This is a genomic window from Marichromatium sp. AB31, from assembly GCF_003718685.1.
Lineage (GTDB): Bacteria > Pseudomonadota > Gammaproteobacteria > Chromatiales > Chromatiaceae > Marichromatium > Marichromatium gracile.
In genome coordinates this window covers 313,393-328,749 of the sequence record NZ_RHFI01000001.1, presented here as the reverse complement: position 1 = coordinate 328,749, position 15,357 = coordinate 313,393, and the positions used below count along the sequence as shown (strand labels likewise).

The following is a 15,357-nucleotide window of genomic DNA, read 5'->3' as shown; positions in this document are numbered from 1 at the left end:
CATGGACCAGGAAACCACCCGACCGAACAAGAAGAAGGGGCTGGGGCGCGGACTCGACGCCCTGCTCGGCGCCACCCGTGGCGGTGCCGAGACCGCCTCCCAGTCCGGGGCCGTCGCCACCGCTCAGCCCGGCGATCGCATCGTGCGCCTGCCGCTCGAGCAGCTGCAGCGCGGGCGCTATCAGCCACGCCGCGACTTCGACCCCGAGGCGCTGCGCGAGCTGGCCGAGTCGATCCGCGCCCAGGGCGTGCTGCAGCCGATCCTGGCGCGACCGCTGGCCGAGGGGCGCTACGAGATCGTCGCCGGCGAGCGGCGCTGGCGCGCCTGTCAGCAGGCCGGCCTCAGCGAGATCCCGGCACTGGTGCGCGAACTCGACGCCACCAGCGCGCTGGCCATCGCGCTGATCGAGAACATCCAGCGCGCCGATCTCAATCCGCTGGAAGAGGCCACCGCGCTGCACCGTCTGGTCGAGGAGTTCGAGCTCACCCATCAGGAGGTGGCCGAGGCGGTCGGCAAGTCGCGCACCACCATCTCCAACCTGCTGCGCCTGCTCGAACTCGAGCCCGAGGTCAAGGACCAGCTCGATCATGGCCGCTTGGAGATGGGCCACGCCCGCGCCCTGCTCGGGGTCAAGGGCCAGATGCAGTGCGCGCTCGCCCGACAGGTGGTCGCCGGCGGTCTCTCGGTGCGCGACACCGAGCGACTGGTGCGACGGCAACAGCAGGGCGAGAGCCCGGTGGCGGCAGCGGATCGGAAGGGAGTGACCGACCCCGACATCCGCCGACTGCAGAACGATCTCACCGACCGGCTCGGCGCCGAGGTGCGGATCCAGCACGGCAGCCGCGGCAGCGGCAAGCTGGTGATCAGCTACACCAGCCTCGACGAGCTCGACGGCATCCTCGGCCATATCCGTTGAGCAGTGTGCCGGGCGAGGCCGCCCCCCCGAGAAGGATGCTGAAACACCGGCTCGATCAAAGGGATCCAGCCCCGGGAACGGGTTCGTCGAGACCTTCGTCATCGGCCCGAAACCCGCGCCGCGCAAGGCTCCGGGCACCCCGCGGTTACATTGACCCGATATTAGCGATCCCCTATACTTCGCGTCCGGTGAGCGACGCGCTCAACCAAACCACGATGATCTGATGCAACAGCCGGATGCGCTTCAGGCCGGGAACGTCCTGAAAATACAGACGATCCTCAGCCTGGTGTCGGTGCTACTCGCCCTGCCGTTCGGTCGCTCCGTTGCACTATCGGTCCTCATAGGTTCTGGATCCTGCCTGCTGGCCAACGCCATGCTCGCGGCCTGGGTCTTTCGCGCCTATCGCGCCCAGGCGCCTGAGCGTTTGGTCATGCGTTTTTATCGTGCCGAAGTCGCAAAGATCGCGTTGGTCCTGGGTTTGTTCGTCGTTGCCTTCGCAACATTCGACGACCTGAACATACCGGCATTGCTGGGGGCCTACTTCCTCATGCAAGTGATGCCGATCCTGATCGCGGCCCAACAGGCCAAACGAAACACGAAGTGAGAATGATCGATGGCTGCTACCGAAACGCTCACCGCTGAACAATACATTCAACACCATCTGACCAACCTCACCTTCGGTCTACACCCCGAGCACGGCTTGGGGCTCGCGCACAACAGCGCGGAGGCCGCGGAGATGGGCTTCTGGGCGATCAATCTGGACACCATGTTCTTTTCGATCCTGCTCGGCGGCCTGTTCCTCTGGTTCTTCAAGGGTGTGGCCGAACGCGTCAGCGCCGGCGTGCCGGGTGCGGCGCAGAACTTCGTCGAGTGGATCGTCGACTTCGTCGAGGACAACGTCCGCGGTTCCTTCAGTGGCAAGAACCCGATGGTCGCCCCGCTGGCGCTGACCATCTTCGCCTGGGTCTTCCTGATGAACCTGATGGACCTGCTGCCGGTCGATCTGGTGCCCTATCTGTTCGGCCAGTTCATGGCCCTGTTCGGCGCCGATCCGCACCATGTCTATCTCAAGATCGTGCCGACCACCGATCCCAACGCCACCTTCGGCATGGCCCTGATGGTCTTCATCATGGTGCTCTACTACAGCGTCAAGATGAAAGGCGTCGGTGGCTTCCTCGGCGAGCTGACCCTGCAGCCGTTCGGCAAGTGGGGCATGCCCGCGAACCTGGTGCTCGAAGGGATCAGTCTGATCTCCAAGCCGATCTCGCTCGCCCTGCGACTGTTCGGCAACATGTACGCCGGCGAGATGATCTTCATCCTGATCGCCTTGCTCTACGGTGGCAGCTTCGTGCTCAACGCCACCGGCGGCGTTCTGCAGTTCGTGTGGGCCGTGTTCCACATCCTGATCATCACGCTGCAGGCGTTCATCTTCATGGTGCTGACCATCGTCTATCTCGACATGGCACACCAGGAGCATCACTAAACCCCGTTTTTCAAGGCTCTGACCTTCAATCAAGGCTCTGACCTTCAATCCTGGAGAGAACTATGGAACTCGAAGTCGCACAAGCATTCGCAGAGGTCATCAAGTACATCGGCGCTGGCCTGATGCTGGGTCTGGGCGCAGTCGGCGCCGGCGTCGGCATCGGCGTCCTCGGCGGTCGCTTCCTGGAGGGCGCTGCCCGTCAGCCCGAGCTCATCCCGATGCTGCGCACCCAGTTCTTCATCGTCATGGGCCTGGTCGACGCACTGCCCGTCATCGCGATCGCCATGGGTCTGTTCCTGATGTTCGCTGCCTAGCGCGCATCCTGCTCCCTCCCGCGGGCCGAGAAGACTCCTCGCCCACATGAGGCTCAGGCAAGAGGCATAGGTATGAATATCAATCTGACTCTGTTTGCCCAGATGATCACCTTCGCGGTGTTCGTCGGGTTCTGTATGAAGTATGTGTGGCCGCCCATCGTCAACGCGTTGGCGGAGCGCAAGGCCAAGATCGCCGAAGGCCTCGCCGCCGCCGAACGTGGCCATCAGGAGCAGGCCCTCGGGGAGCAACGCGCACTCGAGCTGATGAAGGAGGCCAAGGTCTCCGCCGCCGAGATCGTCGGTCAGGCCCAGAAGCGGGCCACCGACATCGTCGAGGAGGCCAAGAGCGACGCCCGGACCGAGGGCGATCGGCTGCTCGCCGCGGCGCGCGCCGAGATCGATCAGGAGACCAACCGCGCACGCGAAGAGCTGCGTGAGCGCGTCTCCACGCTCGCCGTCGCGGCAGCGGAGAAGATCCTCCAGAAGGAGATCAACGTCGACGCCCACAAGTCGATCGTCGACTCGTTCGCAAAGCAGCTCTAGGGAATACCCATGGCCGGAGACATCACCACCATCGCACGGCCTTATGCCGAAGCGGCCTTCGAGCGCGCGAAGGAAACCGGACAGGTCGAGGCATGGTCCGACGCACTCGGGCGGTTGGCCGCGGTGGCCGGCGACCCGCAGATGGTCGCGCTGATCGCCAACCCCAACGTGTCCCGCGAGACCATCCGCGACATCACCCTCGAAGTCTGTGGCGAGGACCTGCCGGAGGAGGTTGCCAACCTGCTCCGGTTGCTCGCCGACAACGCACGCCTGGCGGCCGTCCCCGAGATCGCCCGACTGTTCGAAGTCAGCCGCAGCGCCGACGAGGGCATGCGGCGCGTGACCGTACGCAGTGCGTTCGAGATCGACGAGGCGCAACGCGCGGCGCTCGCCACTGCACTGTCCTCGCGTCTTGGCGGGCAGGTGGAGCTCACGGTCGAGACCGACAGCGCGCTGATTGGTGGGCTGGAGATCCGTGCCGGGGACCTGGTGATCGACGACACGGTCCGCGGCAAGATCGACCGACTCGCCAACGCATTGCAATTCTGAACGGGACACCGCCATGCAACTGAATCCATCCGAGATCAGTGATCTCATCAAGCAGAAGATCGAGAAATACGATCTTCAAACCGAGGCCCGGACCGAGGGCACCATCGTCAGCCTGACCGACGGCATCGTGCGTATCCACGGCCTGTCCGACGCTCAGTACTACGAGATGCTGGAGTTCCCCGGCAACACCTACGGCCTGGCGCTGAACCTCGAGCGCGACTCGGTCGGCGCGGTGGTGCTCGGCGACTACACCAACCTCTCCGAGGGCGACTGGGTGCGCTGCACCGGGCGCGTGCTCGAGGTGCCGGTCGGTGAAGGCCTGCTCGGCCGCGTGGTCGACGCGCTCGGCAACCCGATCGACGGCAAGGGCCCGATCGAGGCCGCAGCCACCTCGCCGATCGAGAAGCAGGCCCCCGGCGTCATCGCCCGTCAGTCGGTCGATGAGCCGATGCAGACCGGTCTCAAGGCGATCGACGCCATGGTGCCGGTCGGTCGTGGCCAGCGTGAGCTGATCATCGGCGACCGCCAGACCGGTAAGACCGCGGTGGCGCTCGACGCGATCATCAACCAGAAGGACACCGGCGTTAAGTGCATCTACGTCGCGGTCGGTCAGAAGAACTCGACCATCGCGGCCCTGGTGCGCAAGCTCGAAGAGCACGGCGCGATGGATCACACCATCATCGTCTCCGCCAGCGCCTCCGACTCGGCCGCGATGCAGTTCATCGCGCCCTATGCCGGCTGCTCGATGGGTGAGTACTTCCGTGACAAGGGCGAGGACGCGCTGATCGTCTACGACGACCTCACCAAGCAGGCCTGGGCCTACCGTCAGGTGTCGCTGCTGCTGCGTCGTCCGCCGGGTCGCGAAGCCTACCCCGGTGACGTCTTCTACCTGCACTCGCGTCTGCTCGAGCGCGCCGCGCGCGTCAATCCCGACTACGTGGAGAAGGCGACCAACGGTGCGGTCAAGGGCAAGACCGGCTCGCTCACCGCGCTGCCGATCATCGAGACCCAGGCCGGTGACGTCTCGGCATTCGTTCCGACCAACGTGATCTCGATCACCGACGGTCAGATCTTCCTCGAGACCGACCTCTTCAACTCGGGTATCCGTCCGGCCATCAACGCCGGTCTATCGGTGTCGCGAGTCGGTGGCGCGGCCCAGACCAAGGCGATCAAGAAGCTCGGCGGTGGTATCCGTCTGGCACTCGCGCAGTATCGTGAGCTGGCAGCCTTCTCGCAGTTCGCCTCCGACCTCGACGAGACCACCCGCAAGCAGCTCGAGCGCGGTGAGCGCGTCACCGAGCTGATGAAGCAGGCGCAGTACTCGCCGATGAGCGTCGGCCAGATGGCCGTCTCGCTGTTCGCCGCCAACGAGGGCTACCTCGACGACGTCGACGTCAAGAAGGTCGTCGACTTCGAGGCGGCGCTGCAGGGCTACATGAAGTCCCAGCAGGCCGAGCTGCTCAGCAAGATCGACTCGACCGGCGGCTTCAACGACGAGATCCAGCAGGGTCTGCACGCGGCGCTCAAGGATTTCAAGGCGAACAATACTTGGTAAGCGCCCGCATCCACATGCGCCCAACCGCCGCCCCGCGGCGGTTGGGCGTTGTCGAGACCTTACAACCGACCCGAATCAAACAGGCGCCGCGACCGACCTTCGAGTCGGGGATCGGGCGCTGGAAGCTGGGAGCTTGATCAAATGGCAGGCGCCAAAGAAATCCGCACCAAGATTGCGAGCATCAAGAGCACGCAGAAGATCACTTCCGCCATGGAGATGGTTGCAGCATCGAAGATGCGCAAGGCGCAGGATCGCATGTCTGCCTCCCGGCCCTACGCGGACAAGATGCTCCAGGTGATCCACCATCTGGCGCAAGCGACGCCCGAGTACCGTCATTCCTTCATGGCCACGGAACGCCCGCGCAAGCGCGTCGGTTATATCGTGGTTTCCTCCGATCGCGGCCTGTGCGGCGGCCTCAACAGCAATCTGTTCCGCCGTCTGAGTGCCGAGATCAAGGAGCAGCAGGCCGCTGGCATCGAGCCGGTCTTCTGCGCCATCGGCAGCAAGGCGCTGGGGTTCTTCAAGCGCTTCGGCGGCAAGGTGCTGGCGCAGGCGACCCATCTTGGTGACACCCCGCACATCGAGGATCTGATCGGCACCGTCAAGGTGATGCTCGACGCCTTCGAGGCTGGCGAGATCGACGCGATCCATGTCGCCAGCAACGAGTTCGTCAACACCATGACGCAGCGCCCGGAGATCCGCCAGCTGGTGCCCATCGCCCCCGCCGAGAAGCAGGAGGAGGCGTTGCCCTACCACTGGGACTATATCTACGAGCCGGATGCGCACACCGTCCTCGACGCCCTGCTCACCCGCTACATCGAGTCGCTGGTCTATCAGAGCGTGGTCGAGAACGTCGCCTGCGAGCAGGCCGCGCGAATGGTCGCGATGAAGGCCGCCTCGGACAACGCCGGCAACCTGATCGACGAACTCCAGCTCGTCTACAACAAGGCGCGCCAGGCCGCTATCACCCAGGAAATCTCCGAGATCGTGAGCGGCGCCGCGGCGGTTTGACCCACCGCCGGCTGACCCCGGCGACCCCGGCCAGGATCAGACCCAGACAGAATCGCTAGACGCCGCAAGGCAGAAGAGGAAAAGACTATGAGTTCCGGTAACGTGGTGGAAATCATCGGCGCGGTGGTGGACGTACAGTTCCCGCGCGGCGAGATGCCCAAGGTCTATGAAGCACTGAAGATCGAGTCCGTCGGCCTCACCCTCGAGGTGCAGCAGCAGCTCGGCGACGGCGTCGTCCGCACCATCGCCATGGGCTCGACCGACGGCCTGCAGCGTGGCCTCGAGGTCGCCGCCACCGGCGCCCCGATCCAGGTCCCGGTGGGCCAGAAGACCCTCGGTCGCATCATGGACGTGCTCGGCAACGCCATCGACGAGCAGGGCGACATCGGCGCCGAGGAAAGCTGGTCGATCCACCGTCCCGCGCCCAAGCTCGAGGACCAGTCGACCACCACCGAGATCCTCGAGACCGGCATCAAGGTCGTCGACCTGATCATGCCGATCGCCAAGGGCGGCAAGGTCGGCCTGTTCGGCGGCGCCGGCGTCGGCAAGACCGTCACCCTGATGGAGCTCATCCGTAACATCGCCGCCGAGCACTCCGGCTTCTCGGTGTTCGCTGGTGTCGGCGAGCGTACCCGTGAGGGTAACGACTTCTATCACGAGATGAAGGAGTCGAACGTCCTCGACAAGGTGGCCCTGGTCTACGGCCAGATGAACGAGCCGCCCGGCAACCGTCTGCGCGTCGCCCTGACCGGCCTGACCATGGCCGAGTACTTCCGCGACGAAGGCCGTGACGTGCTGCTGTTCGTCGACAACATCTACCGTTACACCCTCGCCGGTACCGAGGTCTCGGCACTGCTCGGGCGCATGCCCTCGGCGGTGGGTTATCAGCCGACCCTGGCCTCGGAGATGGGCGCCCTGCAGGAGCGCATCACCTCCACCAAGACCGGCTCGATCACCTCCTTCCAGGCCGTCTACGTGCCTGCCGACGACCTCACCGACCCGTCGCCGGCGACCACCTTCGCGCACCTCGACGCCACCCTGGTGCTGTCGCGTCAGATCGCCGAGCTGGGCATCTACCCCGCCGTCGACCCGCTCGACTCGACCAGCCGTATCCTCGACCCCAACGTCGTCGGCCAGGAGCACTACGAGACCGCGCGTGCGGTGCAGGGCACCCTGCAGCGCTACAAGGAGCTCAAGGACATCATCGCCATCCTCGGCATGGACGAGCTCTCCGACGAGGACAAGCTGACCGTGGCCCGCGCCCGTAAGATCCAGCGCTTCCTGTCGCAGCCGTTCTTCGTCGCCGAGGTCTTCACCGGCGCGCCCGGCAAGTTCGTCTCGGTCAAGGACACCATCGCCGGCTTCAAGGCCATCGTCAACGGCGAGTACGACCACCTGCCCGAGCAGGCCTTCTACATGGTCGGCAGCATCGAGGAAGCGGTGGCCAAGGCCGAAAAGATGGCCAACTAACGGAGACCACCCATGGCAATGACGATCCACGTCGATATCGTGAGCGCAGAGGGCGCCATCCACTCCGGGCAGGCGACCATGGTGTACGCCAGCGCGGAAGTGGGTGAGGTGGGCATCGCGCCCCGCCACACCGCCTTCATCAGCCGTCTCAAGCCCGGCGACGTCCGAGTGGAGAACGAGCAGGGCGAGCAGGAGCACTTCTACGTCTCCGGCGGCATGCTCGAGGTCCAGCCGAACGTGGTCACGGTCCTTGCCGACACCGCGGTCCGGGCCGCGAACCTCGACGAGGCGGCGGCCCAGGACGCCAAGCGTCGCGCCGAGGAGGCACTGGCCGGACAACAGGCCGGGTTCGAGTACGCCAAGGCCCAGGCCGAGCTGGCCGAGGCGATCGCCCAGCTGCGTGCGATCGAGAAGCTGCGCAAGACCAAGCGCGGCTGATTCGCTCGCGCCACGTCCGGCGCGCTGCACGAGGAAAACGCCCCGTCCGCAAGGTCGGGGCGTTTTTTTATCGGCCAAGGGGCCTTATTCTCGCCAACGGTGCGCTTGACGCTGACGAAACGCCCGGCGCATGCTCCCTGCGAGCCATATGGCGATGACACCCAAAGACGACGCGCACACAGCAGTGCTCGCGACACGTGCCCCAGACGGCTAGGATAGCCACCGAGCGCGATGCCCGTGACCGCTCCCGGCGGAGCATCCTCTCCAGGGATGATGGGCGTCTCTCCCTATCGACAACTCCAGCAAGGATCACTCAGGCATGAAGTTAGGCGTCGTGATACTGGCCGCCGGGCTCGGCAAGCGGATGCGTTCGAGACTCCCCAAGGTCCTCCATCCACTGGCCGGCAAGCCACTGCTCGCGCACGTCCTCGAGGCGGCGGAGACGATCGAGCCGACACGAATCGTGGTCGTCCACGGCCATGCCGGCGATCAGGTGCGTGCGGCCCTCGATGGCCATTCCTGCACCTGGGTCGAGCAGACCGAGCAGCGCGGCACCGCGCACGCAGTGATGCAGGCGATGCCCGCACTCGCCGATCTCGACCGCGTGCTGGTGCTCTATGGCGATGTGCCGCTGATCTCGCCGGCCACCCTCGAGCGACTGATCGCCGCGGCCGACGGCAGCCCGCTGGCGCTGCTCACCGCCGAACTCCCCGACCCCACCGGCTATGGCCGAATCCTGCGCGATGCCGAGGGACGCATCGAGCGCATCGTCGAGGAGCGCGACGCCGACGAACAGCAGCGCCGCATCCGCGAGTCGAACACCGGCTTCCTGATCGCCGATCGCGCCCGTCTCGACGACTGGCTCTCGCGCATCGACGACGACAACGCCCAGGGCGAGTACTACCTCACCGACGTCACCGCACTGGCCGCGGCCGACGGCGTGGACGTGGCCAGTGCCCGTCCCGACAGCCTCACCGAGGTCTCCGGGGTCAACGACCGCGTCCAGCTCGCCGCGCTCGAACGCGCCTGGCAGCGCCAGCAGGCCGAGCGACTGATGCGCGCCGGCGTCACCCTGCAGGACCCGGCGCGCTTCGACCTGCGCGGCCGGCTCACCGCCGCGAGCGACTGCACCATCGACGTCAATGTCGTCATCGAGGGTGAGGTCGAGATCGCCGCGGGGGTCCACATCGGCCCCAACTGCGTGCTGCGCGACTGCACCATCGGCGCCAACACCGAGATCCTCGCCAACTGCGTGATCGAGGGCGCCCGGGTCGGCGCCGACGCCCGCATCGGTCCCTTCGCGCGGCTGCGTCCGGGCAGCGAACTGGGCGATGCCACCCATGTCGGCAACTTCGTCGAGACCAAGAACACCCGCCTCGGCGCCGGCAGCAAGGCCAATCATCTGACCTATCTGGGGGACGCCACCATCGGCGCCGGGGTCAACATCGGCGCCGGCACCATCACCTGCAATTACGACGGCGCCAACAAGTCGCGTACCGAGATCGGTGACCGCGCCTTCATCGGCTCGAACAGCGCGCTGGTGGCGCCGGTGAGCATCGGCGAGGGGGCCACCATCGGCGCCGGATCGGTGATCACCCGTACCGCGCCGGCCGAGCAGCTCACCCTCTCGCGTGCCCGCCAGCACAGCGTCAACGGCTGGCAGCGCCCCCAGAAACAGCCGAAACCCTAAGGAGTTCCAGTCTATGTGCGGCATCGTCGGCGCCATCGCCCAACGCCCGGTCGCGGCCATCCTGCTCGAGGGGCTGAAGCGACTCGAATACCGCGGCTACGACTCCGCGGGTATCGCCATCCTCGAGGGCCCGGGGCAGCTCAACCGCTCCCGCACCCTCGGCAAGGTCGCGCGTCTCGCCGAGGAGGTCGACGCACACCCACTGCCCGGGCTGCTCGGCATCGCCCACACCCGCTGGGCGACCCACGGCGAACCGGCCGCCCATAACGCCCACCCGCACGTCTGTCGCGACCGCTGCGCGATCGTGCACAACGGCATCATCGAGAACCACGAGCAACTGCGCGCCGCCCAGCGCGAGGCCGGTCACCGCTTCACCTCCGAGACCGATACCGAGGTGGTGGTGCATGCGATCTATGACCAGCTCGCCGCCGGTCACGGACTGCTCGAAGCGGTGCGCAACACCACCGCCGAGCTGCAGGGCGCCTATGCCCTGGGGGTGATCGACACCCAGGACCCCGAGCGCCTGATCGCCGCGCGCGAGGGCAGCCCGCTGGTGATCGGGATCGGCTTCGGCGAGCACTTCATCGCCTCGGACGTGTTCGCCCTGCTGCCGGTCACCCACCGCTTCATCTTCCTCGAGGAAGGGGATATCGCCGAGCTCACCCGCGAGCGGGTGCGCATCTGGGACCGCGACGGGCGCGAGGTCGAGCGTCCGATCAAGACCTCCAGCCTGGCGCTCGACGCCGCCGAGCGCGGCGAGTACCGCCACTACATGCTCAAGGAGATCTTCGAGCAACCACAGGCGATCGCCGATACCCTCGACGACCGTCTCAGCGGCAACCGACTGCGCCCCGAGTGCTTCGGCAACGAGGCCGAGGCGCTGTTCGCCGAGATCAAGGCGGTCACCATCGTCGCCTGCGGCACCAGCTATCATGCCGCGCAGGTCGCCCGCTACTGGATCGAGGCCCTCGCCGGGCTGCCGTGCAGCGTCGAGGTCGCCAGCGAGTACCGCTACCGCCAGCATGTGGTCCCCGAACAGGCGCTGTTCGTCACCCTCTCGCAGTCGGGCGAGACCGCCGATACCCTGGCCGCGCTGCGCCAGGCCAGGCAGAGCGGCTATCGCGCCACCCTGGCGATCTGCAACGTCCCCGAGAGTTCGCTGGTGCGCGAGTCCGATCTGGTGCTGCTCACCCATGCCGGTCCAGAGATCGGGGTGGCCTCGACCAAGGCCTTCACCACCCAGCTCGTCGCCCTGCTGTTGCTGACCCTGGCGCTCGGGCGCGGACGTGGCATCGACGAGGCCGAGGAGGCACGGCTGGTCGGGCTGTTGCGCTCGCTGCCGCTCAAGATCGAGGAGGTGCTGCGACTCGACGAGCAGATCGCGATGCTCGCCGAGTCCTTCGTCGACAAGCACCACACCCTCTTCCTCGGGCGCGGCGAACAGTACCCGATCGCCATGGAGGGCGCGCTCAAGCTCAAGGAGATCTCCTATATCCATGCCGAGGCCTACCCCGCCGGCGAACTCAAGCACGGCCCACTGGCGCTGATCGACGAGCAGATGCCGGTGGTCGCGGTGGCGCCCAACAACGCCCTGCTCGAGAAGCTCAAGTCCAACCTCGAGGAGGTCCGGGCGCGCGGCGGCCAGCTCTATGTCTTCGCCGACTTCCAGGTCCCGCTCGACGAGACCGATGGGGTTAATGTCATCCGTCTGCCCGAGACCGACGACCTGCTCGACCCGCTGGTCTTCACCATCCCGCTGCAGTTGCTCGCCTATCATGTCGCCGTGCTCAAGGGCACCGACGTCGATCAACCGCGCAACCTGGCCAAGTCGGTGACCGTCGAGTAGACATGTCCCCTTCGCCGCTGTGATCGAGTTGACAGCGGCAAGATCACGTCGGCATATACTCTGCGTAAGAAGGAACAGACCCGGGAGGAGGGGACCGGGTCTGCAGGCCGCGAACTTGAGCCACAGCCGACCGCCTTATCGTCCCCGTCGCTCGGGCGCGCGCGACCGGACGCGCTGCGCCGTCCCTGCCTTCTGGAACCAACCATGGCCGACAGATCCTCATCGAACGTCGTCCCGCTCGCCGGTCGCGGCCTCCCGCCAGAGGCCCCGGCATCGGCCGATCCAGCCACCCTGCTCGCGGCCTGTCGCGACCGCCTCGCGCACGGTCTCGCCACCGTCTTCGCCCAGCATCTCGACAGCGCCAACGACGACTTCCTCGGCATGGCCGATCGCGCCACCAGCCTCGAGCAGCAACAACTCTATTTCGCCGCCATGGACTTCCTCACCGGCCATGGCCAGCTGCTGCTGCAACAGTTCCGCAGCACCTATGTCGCGCAGTTCGAAGCGGCGGTCGCGGCCCTGCGCGGCACCACCGTGGAAGGCGGGCGCGCGAGCCAGGAGCCGCGCGAGCTGAGCCTGATCGACACCGACGACTTCGAGCGCGACCTGGCAATCGCCAAGCTCTCGGCCCGCGCCGCGTGCAACTGCGCGCAGCAGCTCACCGCGCTCGATCGACGCTTTGCCGCACTGCTGCAACTCTCGCGTATCGCTCAGGACGACAACCCGCTGCACCCGCGCGCGCTCTTCACCACGATGCTCGACGCGCTCGGCGCACTCGACGTCGGCGAACAGCTCGGACTGATCCTGCTGCAGGAGTTCGAGCGCCAGACCTCGGCCGAGCTGCCGGGCATCTATGCCGACCTCAACCGCTTTCTCGCCGAGGCCGGCATCCTCCCCAACATCCCGCTCGCCGGCCCCCAGCGCGCACTACGCAGCCAACCACTCGACGCCGCTGACGCTCACCCACCGCTCGATGAGCACCGGCAGACTGCCGCATCGGCGCCGCACCAGGGCGAGCACGGCAACAGCGACGTCTTCGAACAGCTCGCCCAGGCGCTGCAGGCAGCCGCCACCCAGCGCCCAGCGGCCACCGGCCAGTTCCACCAGGGCATGCCACCGACGCCCCGGGCGGCACCATCACAACCGCGCCAGCAGACGCTCGACATCGCCGAGCTGATCCAGGCCCTCACCGGGCTGCAACGCGGCGGCGGCGACGTCCGTCAGCTGCCGGGACTCGGCGCATCCCCCATCGACCCGGCGCAGAACGACGCACTGCAACGAATCCGCGCCACCCCAATGGCCGACTGGTCGCACCCGGTCGACGCGCTCACCATCGACATCGTCTCGATGCTGTTCGACGCCATGTTCAAGGACCCCGAACTCTCGGCGGCGATCCGCGCCGAGCTGGCCAAGCTGCAGATCCCGGTGCTCAAGGTCGCGCTGATCGACAAGCACTTCTTCTCCGAGCGACGCCACCCCGCACGCCGACTGCTCGATCTCATCGCCAGCTCCGGCCTCGGACGCAGCGAGGAGGACGAACCGCGTCTGATCGAGCGAATCCGTGCCATCGTCGATGGCGTGGTCGATGGCTTCGATGACGACGTCGAGGTCTTCACCCGCCAGCTCCAGGCGTTCGAGCAATTCCTCGACGAGGAAGAGACGCGGGCCCGGGGCAAGGCAAGCAAGGTGCTCGGCGAGCTTGCCCGACGCGATCGGCGCGAGGTCGCCGAGCGACGTGTCGAGGCCGTCATCACCGAGCACGCCCACCCGGAGGCCCCGGTACTGATCAGCGACTTCGTCAGCGAACATTGGCGACAGGTGTTGGTCGACGTGTTCATCGACACCGGCGAGGACGGCGAGGACTGGCGGGAAGCGGTGCAGCTGATGGACGACCTGCTGTGGTCGGTCGAGCCCAAGCTCACCCAGGAGGAGCGCGACCGTCTGCTCACCCTGCTCCCGGACCTCATCACCCGGCTGCGCAAGGGGCTCGAGCGTATCGACCAGGAGACCTCCTGGGACAGCTTCTTCGGTCAGCTGATCCGGCTGCACATGGCGGCCCTGCATCGCGAGGGCGTGAACGACTCGCCGCCAGCGCAGGACAACGTCGAGGACACGACCACCGCTCCGGCATCGGCATCGGCATCGGCATCGGCATCGGCATCGGCATCCGATGATGCCGACGACGCAGAGACCGATCACCATCTGCGTCTCGCGCGCGCCCTCGAGGTCGGCGCCTGGGTCGAGTTCAAGAGCGTGCGCGGGACCCGCAAGACGCTGCGACTGAGTTGGGTCAGTGAGTATCGTGGCGTCTATCTGTTCACCAACCGTCAGGGTGACAACGCCCTCACGCTCGCCACCACCAGCCTCGCCAATCATCTGCGCCAGGGCAGCGCCCGACTGCTCAGCCAGGACCCGCTCACCGAGCGTGCGGTCAGTCAGGTCCTGGAGCGCCGTACCGACCCCGAAACCTGACCCAGTTCGCGAAATCGTCGTCTCATGTCGTCACCGCCGACACGCAACGACAGCATCCCTGCCGCCTGCCTCCGCTCGCACCCAACCGGGCGTGCGATGAGTCGGCGGGGGACGAGGCATTTTCCGCCCGGCGGATCGCGACGACTCAGCAGCTGCTGGACTCCTGTGGCGTGACGGCCGCACGACGCGGCACCAACATGAAGCCACACAGCCCGATGGCAAGCAGTGCCAGGGGCGCGGGGGATGGCACCGGTGCAGCCGAGGCGAGGGCGACGGATGAGAAGCTACCCGATTGCAGGAACACGGCCGAGTCGAAGTAACGGTCCCCGGCATCGGCAACCGCCAGCTTGAGGGTGTAGAGGGTACCGACCTCAAGTCCGGTGATGCCGGCGGTGAAGACATCGGTGAAACCGTCATACTCGATGTCGAAGGGCGGCTTGGCAAAGCTGTCCAGATCGTTGTCGTTGAAGTAGGGCGAACCGAGATTGACGGTGTTGACCGCGACCGGATCGCTCGACCCCGGCAACAGCGCGATATTCACCCCATCGATGAAGAAACCGAAGACATCGTTGAAGCTCGACCCCGCATACTCGTTGTACTCCTCCGAGGCGAACACGTAGTTGAAGAACAGGCCACCGGTGGTGGTGCTGAAATCGAGCTGCAGCACGTTCGCGTCATAGGTCGAGACCGAGGAGATCAGGCCGTCCAGGTCCGAGTCACCGCCACTCCCGACCACCTTCGTCTTGCTGTCCGACTGGTTCGGACCGACTGCATTGGTCGCGCGCCCCGTGGTCAGCAGCACCCCGCTGTCGAGACCGATCCCAGCCGACAGACCACCATCGAAAAAGCCCTGCTGATACTTGGCGCCGAGTAGCGATACGCTGGAAATCTTCAGCCCCGAACCCTTGTCCAACAGACGCTCGGCGATGGCCATTTCGTCATCGGTTGACGTCACCACCAACCCGGCAAGGGCAGTGACGGGACACAGCAGAACACCAAGAAGCATGGCGCGCTTGAGACAGGTATTCATCGGCATCGACCTCGGGAGTAGCTGGAGACAGGCTTGTCTA

At 66.2% G+C, this 15,357-nt stretch carries 14 protein-coding genes; 13 read left to right on the top strand and 1 reads right to left on the bottom strand.

The genetic code is table 11. The features are described from left to right. Position 1 precedes the first annotated feature (1 nt). The 13 genes from EBL84_RS01505 to EBL84_RS01445 all read left to right on the top strand — a co-directional run bounded on the left by EBL84_RS01505 (position 2) and on the right by EBL84_RS01445 (position 14,287). Entirely contained in the window at positions 2-916 is a 915-nt protein-coding gene (locus EBL84_RS01505; protein ID WP_123139193.1) for a ParB/RepB/Spo0J family partition protein, read from the top strand. Positions 917-1,139: 223 nt separating this feature from the next. Next, on the top strand, positions 1,140-1,520 hold the full coding sequence (locus tag EBL84_RS01500) for an ATP synthase subunit I (protein ID WP_123139192.1): 381 nt from the start codon (positions 1,140-1,142) through the stop codon (positions 1,518-1,520). Positions 1,521-1,529: 9 nt separating this feature from the next. Then, positions 1,530-2,399 carry a F0F1 ATP synthase subunit A gene (atpB, locus tag EBL84_RS01495; RefSeq protein ID WP_062272106.1) on the top strand — a complete coding sequence of 290 codons (870 nt, stop codon included), beginning with the start codon at positions 1,530-1,532 and terminating at the stop codon, positions 2,397-2,399. A gap of 62 nt (positions 2,400-2,461) precedes the next feature. After that, complete coding sequence (gene atpE / locus EBL84_RS01490; protein ID WP_005222005.1) at positions 2,462-2,713, top strand: F0F1 ATP synthase subunit C; 252 nt, start codon at positions 2,462-2,464, stop codon at positions 2,711-2,713. Between the two features lie 72 nt (positions 2,714-2,785). Beyond that, positions 2,786-3,256: a F0F1 ATP synthase subunit B gene (locus tag EBL84_RS01485; protein WP_005222006.1), complete on the top strand. Its 471-nt coding sequence runs from the start codon at positions 2,786-2,788 to the stop codon at positions 3,254-3,256. A gap of 9 nt (positions 3,257-3,265) precedes the next feature. Continuing rightward, entirely contained in the window at positions 3,266-3,805 is a 540-nt protein-coding gene (locus EBL84_RS01480) for a F0F1 ATP synthase subunit delta (protein WP_062272110.1), read from the top strand. A gap of 13 nt (positions 3,806-3,818) precedes the next feature. Beyond that, positions 3,819-5,360, top strand: coding sequence for a F0F1 ATP synthase subunit alpha (atpA, locus tag EBL84_RS01475; RefSeq protein WP_123139191.1), 1,542 nt, complete (start codon positions 3,819-3,821; stop codon positions 5,358-5,360). A 141-nt stretch (positions 5,361-5,501) separates the two neighbouring features. Further along, entirely contained in the window at positions 5,502-6,371 is an 870-nt protein-coding gene (atpG, locus tag EBL84_RS01470) for a F0F1 ATP synthase subunit gamma (RefSeq protein WP_123139190.1), read from the top strand. Between the two features lie 87 nt (positions 6,372-6,458). Next, on the top strand, positions 6,459-7,841 hold the full coding sequence (atpD, locus tag EBL84_RS01465; RefSeq protein WP_062272116.1) for a F0F1 ATP synthase subunit beta: 1,383 nt from the start codon (positions 6,459-6,461) through the stop codon (positions 7,839-7,841). Between the two features lie 12 nt (positions 7,842-7,853). Further along, entirely contained in the window at positions 7,854-8,279 is a 426-nt protein-coding gene (locus EBL84_RS01460; protein ID WP_123139189.1) for a F0F1 ATP synthase subunit epsilon, read from the top strand. Between the two features lie 319 nt (positions 8,280-8,598). After that, on the top strand, positions 8,599-9,969 hold the full coding sequence (gene glmU / locus EBL84_RS01455; RefSeq protein WP_123139188.1) for a bifunctional UDP-N-acetylglucosamine diphosphorylase/glucosamine-1-phosphate N-acetyltransferase GlmU: 1,371 nt from the start codon (positions 8,599-8,601) through the stop codon (positions 9,967-9,969). Between the two features lie 13 nt (positions 9,970-9,982). Continuing rightward, on the top strand, positions 9,983-11,815 hold the full coding sequence (gene glmS / locus EBL84_RS01450; RefSeq protein WP_123139187.1) for a glutamine--fructose-6-phosphate transaminase (isomerizing): 1,833 nt from the start codon (positions 9,983-9,985) through the stop codon (positions 11,813-11,815). A gap of 204 nt (positions 11,816-12,019) precedes the next feature. Further along, the gene (locus tag EBL84_RS01445) at positions 12,020-14,287 is read left to right on the top strand and encodes a DUF1631 domain-containing protein (protein WP_123139186.1); all 2,268 of its coding nucleotides are present in this window, start codon (positions 12,020-12,022) and stop codon (positions 14,285-14,287) included. A gap of 145 nt (positions 14,288-14,432) precedes the next feature. Here the strand turns inward: EBL84_RS01445 and EBL84_RS01440 are convergent, their stop codons facing one another. Further along, the gene (locus tag EBL84_RS01440) at positions 14,433-15,317 is read right to left on the bottom strand and encodes a choice-of-anchor L domain-containing protein (RefSeq protein WP_123139185.1); all 885 of its coding nucleotides are present in this window, start codon (positions 15,315-15,317) and stop codon (positions 14,433-14,435) included. Positions 15,318-15,357: the final 40 nt, after the last annotated feature.